The organism is Achromobacter deleyi (genome assembly GCF_902859705.1).
Taxonomy (GTDB): domain Bacteria; phylum Pseudomonadota; class Gammaproteobacteria; order Burkholderiales; family Burkholderiaceae_B; genus Achromobacter; species Achromobacter deleyi.
In genome coordinates this window covers 419,232-433,376 of record NZ_CADIJO010000001.1, presented here as the reverse complement: position 1 = coordinate 433,376, position 14,145 = coordinate 419,232, and the positions used below count along the sequence as shown (strand labels likewise).

Below are 14,145 nucleotides of genomic sequence, written 5' to 3'. Positions count from 1 at the left end.
CACCCCATGACCGACTACGCCCGCCTTGACGCCTGGGTCGATGCCCACTTCGACGAAGAAGTCCGCTTCCTGCAATCCCTGGTACGCGTGCCCACCGACACGCCGCCCGGCAACAACGCACCGCACGCCGTGCGCACCGCCGAACTCCTGCAAGACTTCGGCTTCGACGCCGAAGCGCACGCCGTACCCGACCAGGAAGTCCGCGACTACGGCCTGCAATCCATCACCAACCTGATCGTGCGGCGCGAATACGGCCCCGGCCTGCGCGTGGCGCTCAATGCGCACGGCGACGTGGTGCCCCCCGGCGACGGCTGGCAACACGACCCCTATGGCGCCGAGATCGACAACGGCAGCCTGTACGGCCGCGCGGCCGCGGTGAGCAAAAGCGATTTCGCCAGCTTCACCTTCGCCGTGCGAGCGCTGGAAGCCGTGGCCCGGCCCACGCATGGCTCGGTCGAACTGCACTTCACCTATGACGAAGAATTCGGCGGCCTGCTCGGCCCCGGTTGGCTGCTGCGCCAGGGGCTGACCCAGCCCGACCTGCTGATCGCCGCCGGCTTCAGCTACGAAGTCGTCACTGCGCACAACGGTTGCCTGCAAATGGAAGTGACCGTACACGGCAAGATGGCGCACGCCGCCATTCCGGCCAGCGGCGTGGACGCGCTGCAGGGCGCGGTCAAGATCCTGAACGCGCTGTACGCCCAGAACACGCTGTACCAGCAGGTCACCTCGCAGGTGCCCGGCATCAGCCATCCCTACCTGAATATCGGACGCATCGAGGGCGGCACCAATACCAACGTGGTGCCGGGCAAGGTCAGCTTCAAGCTCGACCGCCGCATGATCCCCGAAGAAAACGCCGCCGACGTCGAAGCCGACATCCGCCGCATCATCCAGGAAGCCGCGGCGCAATCGCCTGGCATCCAGGTCGAGATCAAGCGCCTGCTGCTGGCCAACTCGATGCGCCCCCTGCCCGGCAACCAGCCGCTCGTCAGCGCCATCCAGAAACACGGCGAAGCCATCTTCGGCGAACCGATACCGGCCATGGGCACGCCGCTCTATACCGACGTGCGGCTGTATGCCGAAGCCGGCATTCCCGGCGTGATCTACGGCGCGGGCCCGCGCACGGTGCTTGAATCGCATGCCAAGCGCAGCGACGAACGCGTCGTGCTCGAAGACCTGCGCCGTGCCACCAAGGTCATCGCGCGCACGCTGGCCGACTTGCTCCAGCCGGCCTGACGGCGCGGGCCGGATCGACAGGTTCTGTCCGAGATGATCTGTCCGAAATGTTCTGACCGAGCGATCTGACCAGCCACCCACCGGCCAGCTTTCAGCTGGCCGGTTCCGATCGTTCAACACGCGCGCGCCCTGCCTCACCGGCCCGATTGCGGCACCTCGCTGCCGCGCGGTTCCCGCCCCAGAAACCGCGGCATTCCCCCACACCGCTGGCCCCTGATTTGCACCGGGTTTTCCTCTATTCTGCATGTCACTCGTTTTGTATACATTTTCGGTACACAGTTAAGCGCCACAGGAATTCCCCCCCGACCGATACCCCTACTCCGCCAGGAGATTTGGTTATGCAGGCAGCACCCCGCGTGTCCCCCGAGGTTCATCCCGTCGACCAGCGTCTGCCCACTGGCAAGCTCGCGGCGCTGGGTCTGCAACATGTACTGGTGATGTATGCGGGCGCCGTGGCCGTACCGCTGATCGTCGGCCGCGCCCTGAACCTGTCGCCCGCCGAAGTGGCAATGCTGATTTCGGCCGACCTCTTCTGCTGTGGCCTTGTCACCCTGATCCAGGCGCTGGGCGCCACGCAGTGGTTCGGCATCAAGCTGCCGGTGATGATGGGCGTGACGTTCGCATCGGTGGCGCCCATGGTGGCCATGGCCAACGCCCATCCGGGCACGGCGGGCGCGCAGACCCTGTTCGGCACCATCATCGGTGCGGGCATCGTGTCCATATTGGTTGCACCGCTCATCAGCAAGATGCTGCGCTTCTTCCCGCCGGTGGTCACCGGCACGATCATCACGCTGATCGGCATCACCCTGATGCGCGTCGGCATCAACTGGATCTTCGGCAACCCGGCCGGCCCGACCGCGCCGGTCATCGTCGATCCCGCCTACGCGCAGTGGCTGGCGCAGGCAACCTCACCCGGCAGTCCGCTGCCGCCGGTGCCGCAAGGCTTTGCCATCATGCCGTCGATGCTGAACCCGCGCTATGCCGATCCGGCCGGGCTGGCCGTGGCCGCGCTGGTGCTGCTGACCATCCTGCTGATCGTCAAGTATGCGCACGGCTTTGTCGCCAACATTTCGGTGCTGCTGGGCATCGTGATCGGCGCGGTTGCCGCATCGGCGCTGGGCATCATGACCTTCGAGAAAGTCAGCCGCGCCGAGTGGGTCGACGTGGTGCTGCCGTTTCACTTTGGCATGCCGCAGTTCGACCCGATGCTGATCCTCAGCATGTCGCTCATCATGGTGGTGGTGATGATCGAATCCACCGGCATGTTCCTGGCGCTGGGCGAGATGACCGGCCGCAAGGTCGACCAGCAGGACCTGGCCCGCGGCCTGCGCACCGACGGCCTGGGCACCGTGATCGGCGGCGTGTTCAACACCTTCCCGTACACCAGCTTTTCGCAGAACGTCGGGCTGGTTGCGGTGACCGGCGTGAAAAGCCGCTATGTCTGCGTGGCCGGCGGCGTGATCCTGATCGTGCTGGGCCTGCTACCCAAGATGGCCGCGCTGGTGGAATCGCTGCCCACGGTGGTGCTGGGCGGCGCCGGCATCGTCATGTTCGGCATGGTGGCCGCCACCGGCATCCGCATTCTTTCCGGCGTGGATTTCAAGGGCAATCGCCACAACGCCATGATCGTGGCGGTGTCGATCGGCATCGGCATGGTGCCGCTGATCGCGCCCGACTTCAAACAGTGGCTGCCGCACTCGCTGCATACGCTGCTGGAATCCGGCATCTTGCTGGCGTCGATATCCGCCGTGCTGCTCAATGCCTTCCTGAACGGTGCCGCCTGCGACGAACGCGCCGTCATTGCGGCCGCGCTGCAAGCCGAAAAACACTGACGTCGGCCATTGCGGGGATGGGCGCGGCGCAACCATCCCGCGCCGCGCCTCTTCTTGCTGCGCTGCCGGTCTACGCCAGACGCATCACGCGGCGCCAGAACAGCACCGCCACCGCCGCAAACACCGCCAGCCCCAGGAACGACGCCGTGCGGGCAAAGCCTTCGCCGGCAATCGCCAGCGGCGCATCGGTGCCCGCGGCGCCGATGATGGCGGCCATGACCACGCCCACCAGGCTTTCGCCCACGATCAGGCCCGAGGCAATCAGCACGCCGCGGCGGTTGGCCGCATCGGCGAACTGTTCGTAGGGCTTGCCCGCGGCCTGGGCACGGCGGCGCAGCGCGCGTTCCAGCAGCCAGGCCAGCAGCGCGCCGGCCACGATGGGCGCGGCCACAGTCGGCGGCAGGTAGATGCCGATACCCACCGCCAGCACCGGAATGCGGGCCACCTTGCAAGTGCGCTTGAGCACTTCGTCCACCGCAATCAGCGCCACGCCCACCGCCATGCCGATCAGGATCATGGTCCAGTTCAGTTGGTGCGTGAAGATGCCCCGCGCAATCGCCAGCATCAGGGTCGCCTGCGGCGCCGACAGCGCCTGGCCGGGGTCCATGCCTTCGCGCGGCATGGCGTCGGCAAAGCCGTAGGCGTTGTAGAGCAGTTCCAGCACCGGCGAAATCACGGCCGCACCGACCACGCAGCCAATCAGCAGCGCCACCTGTTGGCGCCAGGGCGTGGCGCCCACCAGCCAGCCGGTCTTCAAGTCTTGCAGGTTGTCATTGGAAATCGATGCCACCGCCACCACGGCAGACGTACTGAAGATCGCCAGCGCGATCGCCATCTGCACGCCGTTCTGCACCGCCAGCAGCTCGCCGCCGAGGGCCAGCATCAGCAGCGACACCAGCACGATGGCCACGATGCCCACACCCGAGATCGGACTGGTCGACGAGCCCACCAGGCCCGCCATGTAGCCGCAGGCGGCCGCCACCAGGAAACCGAACACGAAGGCGAACAGCACCGCGTAGGCCACCAGCTTCCAGACCGCGGCGGCCGACAGCGGCGCCCCCGCCAGGAACACCTGGAAGGTGATGACCAATACCGCCACCAGCACCAGCGTGACCACTGAGATCCAGCCCGCCGACAGGTCACGCTCGGTGCGCGGCGCCTGGCCGGCACGGGCCGCGCCCGCGCGGGTCAACGCCGAGAACGACGCCTTGACGCCGCGCGCCATCGGCATGAACAGCGTGGCCAGCGTCCAGATCGCGCCCACGCCGATCACGCCCGCGCCAATGAAGCGCACCTGCGATGCCCACAGGCCAGTGGCAAATTTTTCCAGTGACATGTTGGCGGGAATGTCGGCCATGGCGGTCAGGATGGGCACCGCAATGCCCCACGAGATCAGCAGCCCGACCAGCATGGCCAGGCCGGCCACGATGCCGATCAGGTAGCCGGCCCCCAGCAGCGCCAGCGAAAAACCCATCGGCAACCGGAACACGGCGCCGCCCAGCGAAAACCAGCCGCTGACACCGTCGCCCAGCACCCGCAGGCCGCTGGCGGCGAAGCTGACGGCCGCCGCCACCACGCCGCCGCTGACGATATCGCCCATGCCGGTGGCCGCCGGCTTGGCCGGCGCACGTCCGGCTTCTTCCGCGGCGTCCTGGGCCCGTTCGGCGCTGCCGACCCGCAGGATCTCGGCCGCGGCCACGCCTTCGGGATACGGCAGGTCGCTCTGCACCACCATCACGTGGCGCAGCGGAATCGTGAACATCACACCCAGCATGCCGCCCGCGGCGCAGATGCCCAGCGTCTGCCAGAACGGAAAGCCTTGCCAGTGGCCCATCATGACCAGGGCGGGCAGGATGAAAATGATGGAGGACAGCGTGCCGGCCGCCGAGGCCTGCGTCTGCACCATGTTGTTTTCCAGGATGTTGGCGTCCTTGAACAGACGCAGCACCGACATGGAAATCACCGCCGCCGGGATGGCCGACGAGAACGTCAGGCCGACCTTCAGGCCCAGGAACACGTTGGACGCGGTGAAGATGATAGTGATCAGCGCGCCCAGCAGCACGCCGCGGAACGTCAGTTCCGGTAGCGTGACGTCGGCCGGGACGCGGGTGGGTTGAGTCATTGAAGTCTCCCTTTACTGGCCGGGACACCACCCGCCTAGAAGGCGGGCGCACCCCGGCTATCAGGGCGTGTCCGCCCTGTTGGTTGCCGGTTTGTTTTTTCTGAAGCGCGAATTCTAGCGCTTCAACGTCCACCGGGTGGTCACCAGCCGTAAGCGGCATCTGGCAGCAGAACCTGCCGTCTACCTGAATATCGGCAACCGATTATGCTGAAAGCCAGGGTTTCTCCCCCAGGTTTTGATAACCCATGCCCCTGGGACAGGTCTAGCATGGACGCTACAAGGAGACAAAACCATCATGTGTGACGCCAGCCATTCGCCCGCCGGGCAAGACCTCCGGCAAGACGCCGACCCTGCCGAAACCGCCGAATGGCGTGAAGGCCTGCAGTCCCTGGTGGAGGCCTCGGGCGCCGACCGGGCGGGCTATGTGCTGGACAACCTGCTGGGCCACGCCGCCTCGCTGGGCCTGCGCGCCAACAGCCAGACGCGCACCGCCTACCTGAACACCATTCCCGCCGACCAGGAACCGCCCTTTCCCGGCAACCTGGCGGTCGAAGAACGCATCGCCCGCATCAACCGCTGGAACGCGCTGGCCATGGTGGTGCGCGCCAATCAGGCGCACGGCGAACTGGGCGGCCACATCGCCAGCTATGCTTCGGCGGCCGACCTGTTCGAGGTGGGCTTCAACCATTTCTTCCGGGCCTCGACGCCCGACGGCCCCGGTGACCTGGTCTACATGCAGCCGCACTCGGCCCCTGGTGTCTACGCCCGCGCCTACCTGGAAGGCTTTCTGAAGGAAGACGACCTGGCGCACTTTCGCCAGGAAATCACCGCCACCTCGCGCGGCCTGCGCGGCCTGTCGTCGTATCCGCACCCCTGGCTGATGCCGGACTTCTGGCAGTTTCCCACCGGGTCGATGGGCATCGGCCCCATCAACGCCATCTACCAGGCCCGCTTCATGCGCTACCTGGAGCACCGTTCGCTGGTGCCCGGCGGCGACCGCAAGGTCTGGGGCATCTTCGGCGACGGCGAAATGGACGAACCCGAATCCATCGCCGCCCTGACGCTGGCCGCCCGCGAAAAACTCGACAACCTGGTGTTCGTCGTCAACTGCAACCTGCAACGCCTGGATGGCCCGGTGCGCGGCAATGGCCGCATCATCGACGAACTGGAAACGCTGTACGCGGGCGCCGGCTGGAACGTCATCAAGCTGGTCTGGGGCAGCGACTGGGACGCCCTGTTGCGGCGCGACACCACGGGCGCCCTGGCGCGCGCCTTCGCCAACACGGTCGACGGCCAGTTCCAGACCTTCGCCGCCAACGACGGCGCCTTCAACCGCGCCCACTTCTTCAACCAGAATCCCGAGCTGGCGGCGCTGGTCGCCGACTGGTCCGACGACGCCATCGACCGCCTGCACCGCGGCGGCCACGACATGGTCAAGATCCATGCGGCCTACGACCGCGCGTCGCGCCACCGCGGCCAGCCCACCGTGATCCTGGCGCAGACCAAGAAGGGCTTCGGCATGGGCGCCGCCGGCCAGGGCAAGATGACCACCCACCAGCAGAAAAAGCTGGACGACGAAGCGCTGCTGGCGTTCCGCGACCGCTTCGCCCTGCCGATCTCCGATGCCGACTGCCTGGCGCTGAAGTTCTACCGCCCGGCCGACGACAGCGCCGAACTGCGCCACCTGCAAGCCCGCCGCGCCGCCTTGGGCGGCCACATTCCCCGCCGCAATACCGAAGCGCCGCGCCTGGCGCCGCCCGCGGTCGAGCAATGGGCGCGTTTCGCGCTGGCCGCGGACGGCAAGGAAATGTCGTCCACCATGGCCATCGTGCGCATGCTGACGGCGCTGCTCAAAGACCCCGAGATCGGCTCGCGCATCGTGCCCATCGTGGCCGACGAGGCGCGCACCTTCGGCATGGCCAACCTGTTCCGCCAGATCGGCATCTATTCGGCGCAAGGCCAGCTGTACGAGCCCGAAGACATCGGCTCGGTGCTGTACTACCGCGAAGCGCGCGATGGCCAGATCCTGGAAGAAGGCATCACCGAGGCCGGCGCCATTTCGTCCTGGACGGCCGCGGGTACCAGCTATTCGGTGAACGGCCTGCCGATGCTGCCCTTCTATATCTATTACTCGATGTTCGGCTTCCAGCGCATCGGCGACCTGATCTGGGCGGCGGCCGACCAGCGCACGCGCGGCTTTCTCGTCGGCGCCACCTCGGGCCGCACCACGCTGGGCGGCGAAGGCCTGCAGCACCAGGACGGCTCGAGCCACATCGTGGCGGCCACGGTGCCCAACTGCCGCGCCTACGATCCGGCCTACGCCTACGAAGTCGCCGTCATCGTCGAATACGGCATGCGCCGCATGCTGGACGAGCAGCGGGACGAATTCTTCTACCTGACCGTCACCAACGAGAACCTGGCGCAGCCCGACCTGCCGAAGGACGGCAACGCGGCAGAAGGCATCCTGCGCGGCATGTACCGCCTGCGGCCCGCTCGCAAACAGGCGCAGGTGCGGTTGCTGGGCGCCGGCCCGATGCTGCGCGAAGCCGAAATGGCCGCCGACCGCCTGCGCGACGACTACGGCGTGGATGCCGAAGTCTGGAGCGTGACCAGCTTTTCCGAGCTGGCCCGCGACGGCCGCGAAGCCGAGCGCGCCCGCGTGCTGGGGCTGGACACGGCGCCGGACGCCGACTGGGTGCACACCTGCCTGGGCGACAGCAACGCGCCGGTGGTGGCCGCCAGCGATTACGTGCGCGCCGTGCCGGAACAGATCCGCGCCTGGGTGCCCGCGCCCTATCGCACGCTGGGCACGGACGGCTTCGGGCGCAGCGACACGCGCGCCCAGTTGCGCGACTTCTTTGAAGTCAGCGCCGACTGGATCGTGTTGCACGCGCTGGACAGCCTGGGCCGCCAGGAGCAGGCGGCCAAGCTGCGCAAGACGTTGAACGCCGAATCTCGGACCAATCCTCCTTGGGCGCAATAAGCCCCTGAAAGACAAAGGAAAAAAGCCCCACCCGGGGCTTTTTTCTCATTCATCGACACGCGGCCAACGCCCTGCGACTTGATCAAAATCGCGCAATCGCTGCGGTGCAGCAACCAATTGGCGCCGCTTTCTGTTGAAATACGGGTGTTCCCTAAGCATTTCCCAAAGAATACGGCGGGCCGCGAGCCCGCTTTTTGCTTTCCGTTTTTACTTCCAAAGTCAGCGCCGAAAAGGCTGTATCCCATGGACGAAACTCTCACCAAAATGGCGTTGGATTACCACGCCTATCCCACCCCCGGCAAAATCTCGGTCACCCCGACCAAGCCCCTGGCCAATCAAGACGACCTGTCGCTGGCGTACTCGCCCGGCGTAGCAGCCGCCTGCATGGCCATCTTCGACCAGGGCGACGACGCCGCGTCCAAGTACACCTCGCGCGGCAACCTGGTGGGCGTGATCACCAACGGCACCGCCGTGCTCGGCCTGGGCAACATCGGCCCGCTGGCCGCCAAGCCCGTGATGGAAGGCAAGGGCTGCCTGTTCAAGAAGTTCGCCGGCATCGACGTGTTCGACATCGAACTGGCCGAGAACGATCCGGACAAGCTGGTCGACATCATCGCCGCGCTCGAGCCCACGCTGGGCGGCGTCAACCTCGAAGACATCAAGGCGCCCGAGTGCTTCTACATCGAGAAGAAGCTGCGCGAGCGCATGAAGATCCCCGTCTTCCACGACGACCAGCACGGCACCGCCATCATCTCGTCGGCGGCCATCCTGAACGGCCTGAAGGTCGTGAACAAGGACATCGGCTCGGTCAAGCTGGCGTGCTCGGGCGCGGGCGCTGCCGCCATCGCCTGCCTGGACCTGCTGGTGCACCTGGGCGTGAAACGCGAGAACATCTACGTGGTGGATTCGCGCGGCGTCATCTGGGAAGGCCGCGATGAAAACATGGAAGCCAACAAGAAGCGCTACGCGCAAAAGACCGACGCGCGCACGCTCGCCGACGTGGTCAACGGCGCCGACGTCTTCCTGGGCTGCTCCACCGCCGGCGTGCTCACCGCCGACATGGTCAAGACCATGGCCGACCGCCCGCTGATCCTGGCGCTGGCCAACCCGGAACCGGAAATCCGCCCGGAAGTCGCCAAGGCCGCGCGCCCCGACTGCATCATCGCCACCGGCCGTTCGGACTACCCGAACCAGGTCAACAACGTGCTGTGCTTCCCCTTCATCTTCCGCGGCGCCATGGATGCCGGCGCCTCGCGCATCACCGAAGAAATGAAGCTGGCGTGCGTGAAGGCCATCGCTGAACTGGCCCAGGCCGAGCAGAACGACGAAGTGGCCCGCGCCTACGCCGGCCAGGAACTCGCGTTCGGCCCGGACTACATCATCCCCAAGCCGTTCGACCCGCGCCTGATCGTCCAGATCGCCCCGGCCGTGGCCCAGGCCGCCGCCGATTCCGGCGTGGCCGCCCGCCCCATCGAAGACATCGAAGCCTACCGCCAGAAGCTGATGGGCTTCGTGTACCACTCGGGCCAGCTGATGCGTCCGCTTTTCGCCCAGGCCAAGAAGGCGCCCAAGCGCGTCATCTACGCCGACGGCGAAGACGAACGCGTGCTGCGCGCCGTGCAGACGGTTGCCGATGAAAAGCTGGCGTTCCCGATCCTGATCGGTCGCCCGTCCGTCATCGAAATGCGCATCAAGAAGTTCGGCCTGCGCCTGATCGCCGGCCAGCACTTCGAGATCGTCGATCCCGAAGACGACAGCCGCTTCAACGAAACCTGGAACGCGTACTACCAGCTCAAGGGCCGCGAAGGCGTCACGCCGGCCATCGCCAAGGCGATGATCCGCAAGCACAACACGCTGATCGGCGCGATGCTGCTGCGTCGCGGCGACGCCGACGCGCTCCTGTGCGGCGTGGCCAGCAAGTACGACAACCAGCTCAAGTACATCGACGAAATCATCGGCAAGAAGGAAGGCCAGACCTATGCCGCCCTGAACGTGCTGATGCTGCCCGACCAGACGCTGTTCATCACCGACACCCACGTCAACGAGAACCCGACGGCCGAGGAAGTCGCCAGCATCACCATCCAGGCTGCCGACGAAATGCTGCGTTTCGGCGTGGTGCCCAAGATCGCCCTGCTGTCGCACTCGAACTTCGGCAGCCGCGTCACGGAATCGTCGCGCAAGATGGCCACCGCCCGCCAGATCGTGCAAGACCGCGCGCCCGACCTCGAAGTCGACGGCGAAATGCACGCCGACGCCGCCCTGTCGGAAAAGATCCGCGTGCTGGCCTACCCGGACAGCACCCTGAAGGGTCCGGCCAACCTGCTGGTCATGCCCACGCTGGACACCGGCAACATCACGTACAACATGCTGAAGATGACCGGCAGCAATGGCGTCGCGATGGGCCCGATCCTGCTGGGCGCCGCCCGCCCGGTGCACATCCTGACGACCAGCGCCACCGTGCGCCGCATCGTCAACATGACGGCCCTGGCCGTGGTGGATGCGCAGCAGGAAGCCGCCGAAGCCGCCAAGAAGCGCCGTTGATCGCTGTCGCGCGATAAACGCCTGGCAAGGGCGCCCCTCGGGGCGCCCTTTTTCATTCTCAGGCAGAAATCCAGGATGGCCCCGGCCAAGGGCGGATGGTAAAAATCGGGCTGACCCTTTTTCCCTGGAGCCTTCCCATGCTGCTCGACGCCTTCCTGGCCTGGTTTCACTACCTGGCGATCTTCGTGCTGGTGGTGGTGCTGACCGCCGAAGCGGTGCTGCTGCGCCCCGACCTCACGCCCGCCGCGCTGAAACGCCTGGTCGTCTACGACCGCCTGTATATGTTCAGCGCGATCGCCGTGCTGGCCACCGGCGTGCTGCGCCTGACCCTGGGCATCAAGGGCGCCGCCTTCTACATGGGCAATCCGTGGTTTCACGCCAAGATCACGCTGTTCGTCGTCATCGGCCTCTGTTCGGCCCCGCCCACGCTGGCCTTTCTGCGTTGGGCAAAGCAGGCGCGGCAGCAGCCCGGCTTCGTGCCGAGCGAGCCCGAGATCAAGCGCGCCCGCCGCTGGGTGATGATCGAATCGCACCTGTTCATCTTCCTGCCGCTGTTCGCCGTGCTGATGGCGCGCGGCATCGGCGCGTAACGCCGCGCCCGCCTCAGGGGCAGCGCGCGCGCGTCGGCCCCTGCGGCATGTCGTCGCCGACGATGATGGTCGCGAAGTGGTACACGCCCACGTTTTCGTTCTTGACCACGTCGATGACCTCGCCGCCCAGCGTCTGCATGATCGACATGCCTTCCGGCACGTCGTCGTGTCCGGCGCGCTTGGCCGCCTGGCCGTTCCAGGGGCTGAGCAGCAGCACGCCGGGGTACGGTTCGCGGTCGTCGCCGCGGCCACGGCGCACGGACCGGACCTGGGTGCCGGCGGCGTAGCTGACCGCCCCGAGCTGCGTAGCGCAGGCCAGTTCGGCATCGCTGACCCGCAAGAGGCGCCGCGTATCGTCCAGGTAGAGCCTGGGATTGCTCAGCGGCAGGCCAAACACCTTGACCGCCACCGGGTCCTTGATTTCGATGCGCCAGCGGTCCGGATCGCGCGAACCGTCGGTGTAGACGGTGCCGTCCGAGCCATAGGCGATGGAACCCGCGGCGATGTCCAGCGCGTCGGCCCGGTTGCCCGCGCCCAACACGCACTGTTTCAAGCCCTTCAGGGCGCCATCGCGCGCGACGTCGAGTTCGATATCCTGCGTGGCATCGCACTGCCAGCCCAGCAGCGCCTGGCTGCCGGCGCCGCGCAGAATGACCGTGCGGGGATAGCGCCCGCGCAGGGCGTAGGTTTCCATGTCGTACTCGGTATCCAGATAGCGCCGGGCGCTGGACGCCTGCACGCCGTACATCGCGACGGGCTGGGGGAATTCGGCCTCGACATAGGTCTCGAGCTGGCCTTCGTCCTGCATTTTCAGGCGCGTGCCGGCAGGCATCAAAATGCCCCCTACCGTCGTCGGCTGCGGCAAGGTGATATTGCGCGCCGCCTCGGCGCGATCGCTTTCGCGCCCTACCTGCCAGATCACGACCTGCACCCACGCGTAGAACGCGAACGGCACCAGCAGCACCAGGAAGACAAGGCTGGACGTCTTCCAGTACTTGCGGACCGTGCGGCGCGCACCGGAACTGGTGGCCACGACCAGCAGCCAGCCCAGCAGCACAAGGCCGGCCAGGAAGCCGCAGGAAAGCAGGATGTAGAAGCCGGCGGAAGGCAGCGCTATCGGAATCATGGCGGCAATGATATCGCCAAAACCGTCCTCCTATCCTGCGGGTGCCCCGTGCCACCAGGCCCGGCCGGACGCGGACAACAAAAAACCGCCCGAAGGCGGTTTCTTGTTCATGCCGGGCAGCGTATCAACGCTTGTCCATCGGGGGCACGTCGCGCGTGACCGAACCGGTGAACAGCTGACGCGGACGGCCGATCTTGTAGTCGGGGTCGGACAGCATTTCGTTCCACTGGGCGATCCAGCCCACCGTGCGGGCCAGCGCGAAGATGGCCGTGAACAGCGAGGTCGGGATGCCGATGGCGCGTTGGACGATACCCGAGTAGAAGTCCACGTTCGGGTACAGCTTGCGCTGCACGAAGTACGGATCGGACAGGGCGATGCGTTCCAGTTCCATGGCCAGCTTGAACAGCGGGTCGTTTTCCAGGCCCAGGGCCGAGAGCACTTCCTTGCAGGTTTCCTGCATCAGCTTGGCGCGCGGGTCGTAGTTCTTGTAGACGCGGTGGCCAAAGCCCATCAGGCGCACGCCCGAGTTCTTGTCCTTGACCTTCTCCATGAACTCGCCGACCTTGGCGATGCCGCCGTTGGCTTGCAGTTCTTCGAGCATCTGCAGGCACGCTTCGTTGGCGCCGCCGTGGGCCGGGCCCCACAGGCAAGCGACGCCGGCCGAGATGGCTGCGAACGGGTTGGTGCCCGACGAACCGCACAGGCGCACGGTCGAGGTCGAGGCGTTTTGCTCGTGGTCGGCGTGCAGGATGAAGATGCGGTCGAGCGCACGCTCGACGACTTCGTTCACCTTGTAGTCTTCGCACGGCGTGGCGAACATCATGCGCAGGAAGTTGCCCGTGTAGGACAGGTCGTTCTGCGGGTAGATGAACGGTTGGCCTTGCGAGTACTTGTATGCCATCGCGACCAGCGTCGGCATCTTGGCGATCAGGCGGATGGCCGAGATGTGGCGATGCTGCGGGTTCGTGATGTCGGTCGAGTCGTGGTAGAACGCGGACAGCGCACCCACCAGGCCCGTCAGGACGGCCATCGGGTGGGCGTCGCGGCGGAAACCACGCAGGAAGAAGTGCAGCTGCTCGTTCACCATCGTGTGATGGGTCACTTGCGAATCGAAGTCGGCCTTCTGTTCCTGGTTGGGCAGTTCGCCGTTCAGGATCAGGTAGCAGATGTCCATGAAGTCGCAATTGACGGCCAATTGCTCGATGGGGAAGCCGCGGTACAGCAGTTCGCCCTTGTCGCCGTCGATGTACGTGATGCCCGATTCGCAGGCGGCCGTCGACATGAAGCCGGGGTCAAACGTAAACATGCCCGTCTGGCCGTACAGCTTGCGGATGTCGATCACATCCGGACCGACCGTGCCCTTGTAGACAGGGAACTCAATGGGTGCGCTGCCATCCGAGAAGGATAGAGTGGCTTTTTTGTCAGACAGGTTCATGTTTATTCCTCTCAATTAATCACAGTGCGCGCATCTGGCCAATAATGCCCCGAAGCCTGGGGGTGTCCAGGTCGCCTTCGAGTTCCTTGCGGGCCAGCAGCAGGTCGAGAAGGTCGTTGTCTCCCATCTCGAACAGCTGGGTCAATGCCGCCACATCATCGTCGGTAAGTTCGGCCTCGTAAGCGTCCAGATACCGGGTAATGATCAAGTCGTTTTCGAGCAGGCCGCGGCGCGCCCGCCAACGCAGACGCGCCCTTTCCAGTTCAGTAAGCCTGCTCAT

At 66.0% G+C, this 14,145-nt stretch carries 9 protein-coding genes; 5 read left to right on the top strand and 4 right to left on the bottom strand.

Going from position 1 to position 14,145, the window contains the following annotated elements; all coding sequences use genetic code 11:
* Window positions 1-6 precede the first annotated feature (6 nt).
* Together HV798_RS01875 and HV798_RS01870 are read left to right on the top strand one after the other, a co-directional pair.
* Window positions 7-1,236, top strand: a complete 1,230-nt coding sequence (locus tag HV798_RS01875; RefSeq protein WP_175191089.1) for a M20 family metallopeptidase — start codon at window positions 7-9, stop codon at window positions 1,234-1,236.
* Window positions 1,237-1,574: 338 nt separating this feature from the next.
* A complete protein-coding gene (locus tag HV798_RS01870; RefSeq protein ID WP_175191088.1) occupies window positions 1,575-3,068 on the top strand; it encodes a nucleobase:cation symporter-2 family protein in 1,494 nt (497 codons plus the stop codon).
* Between the two features lie 70 nt (window positions 3,069-3,138).
* Here HV798_RS01870 and HV798_RS01865 read toward each other — a convergent pair whose 3' ends face one another.
* Window positions 3,139-5,190, bottom strand: coding sequence for an OPT family oligopeptide transporter (locus HV798_RS01865; protein WP_175191087.1), 2,052 nt, complete (start codon window positions 5,188-5,190; stop codon window positions 3,139-3,141).
* Between the two features lie 295 nt (window positions 5,191-5,485).
* Between HV798_RS01865 and mdeB the strand changes: the two genes are divergently transcribed.
* From mdeB to HV798_RS01850, 3 genes are all read left to right on the top strand, one after another.
* Entirely contained in the window at window positions 5,486-8,173 is a 2,688-nt protein-coding gene (gene mdeB / locus HV798_RS01860; protein WP_175191086.1) for an alpha-ketoglutarate dehydrogenase, read from the top strand.
* Between the two features lie 243 nt (window positions 8,174-8,416).
* The gene (locus HV798_RS01855) at window positions 8,417-10,714 is read left to right on the top strand and encodes an NADP-dependent malic enzyme (protein ID WP_175191085.1); all 2,298 of its coding nucleotides are present in this window, start codon (window positions 8,417-8,419) and stop codon (window positions 10,712-10,714) included.
* Window positions 10,715-10,851: 137 nt separating this feature from the next.
* Entirely contained in the window at window positions 10,852-11,304 is a 453-nt protein-coding gene (locus tag HV798_RS01850; protein ID WP_175191084.1) for a DUF2214 family protein, read from the top strand.
* Between the two features lie 13 nt (window positions 11,305-11,317).
* On the opposite strand, the gene HV798_RS01845 is transcribed toward HV798_RS01850, so the two are convergent.
* The 3 genes from HV798_RS01845 to HV798_RS01835 all read right to left on the bottom strand — a co-directional run bounded on the left by HV798_RS01845 (window position 11,318) and on the right by HV798_RS01835 (window position 14,145).
* The gene (locus HV798_RS01845; protein WP_175191083.1) at window positions 11,318-12,430 is read right to left on the bottom strand and encodes a hypothetical protein; all 1,113 of its coding nucleotides are present in this window, start codon (window positions 12,428-12,430) and stop codon (window positions 11,318-11,320) included.
* A 124-nt stretch (window positions 12,431-12,554) separates the two neighbouring features.
* A complete protein-coding gene (locus tag HV798_RS01840; protein WP_025141293.1) occupies window positions 12,555-13,865 on the bottom strand; it encodes a citrate synthase in 1,311 nt (436 codons plus the stop codon).
* Window positions 13,866-13,884: 19 nt separating this feature from the next.
* Complete coding sequence (locus HV798_RS01835; protein ID WP_006218128.1) at window positions 13,885-14,145, bottom strand: succinate dehydrogenase assembly factor 2; 261 nt, start codon at window positions 14,143-14,145, stop codon at window positions 13,885-13,887.

What these genes read in the sequence shown, in the direction of transcription:
- HV798_RS01875 (WP_175191089.1), top strand. Translation starts at nt 7, where the DNA reads ATGACCGACTACGCCCGCCTTGACGCCTGGGTCGATGCCCACTTCGAC.
- HV798_RS01870 (WP_175191088.1), top strand. Translation starts at nt 1,575, where the DNA reads ATGCAGGCAGCACCCCGCGTGTCCCCCGAGGTTCATCCCGTCGACCAG.
- HV798_RS01865 (WP_175191087.1), bottom strand. Translation starts at nt 5,190, where the DNA reads ATGACTCAACCCACCCGCGTCCCGGCCGACGTCACGCTACCGGAACTG.
- mdeB (WP_175191086.1), top strand. Translation starts at nt 5,486, where the DNA reads ATGTGTGACGCCAGCCATTCGCCCGCCGGGCAAGACCTCCGGCAAGAC.
- HV798_RS01855 (WP_175191085.1), top strand. Translation starts at nt 8,417, where the DNA reads ATGGACGAAACTCTCACCAAAATGGCGTTGGATTACCACGCCTATCCC.
- HV798_RS01850 (WP_175191084.1), top strand. Translation starts at nt 10,852, where the DNA reads ATGCTGCTCGACGCCTTCCTGGCCTGGTTTCACTACCTGGCGATCTTC.
- HV798_RS01845 (WP_175191083.1), bottom strand. Translation starts at nt 12,430, where the DNA reads ATGATTCCGATAGCGCTGCCTTCCGCCGGCTTCTACATCCTGCTTTCC.
- HV798_RS01840 (WP_025141293.1), bottom strand. Translation starts at nt 13,865, where the DNA reads ATGAACCTGTCTGACAAAAAAGCCACTCTATCCTTCTCGGATGGCAGC.
- HV798_RS01835 (WP_006218128.1), bottom strand. Translation starts at nt 14,145, where the DNA reads ATGAGCAGGCTTACTGAACTGGAAAGGGCGCGTCTGCGTTGGCGGGCG.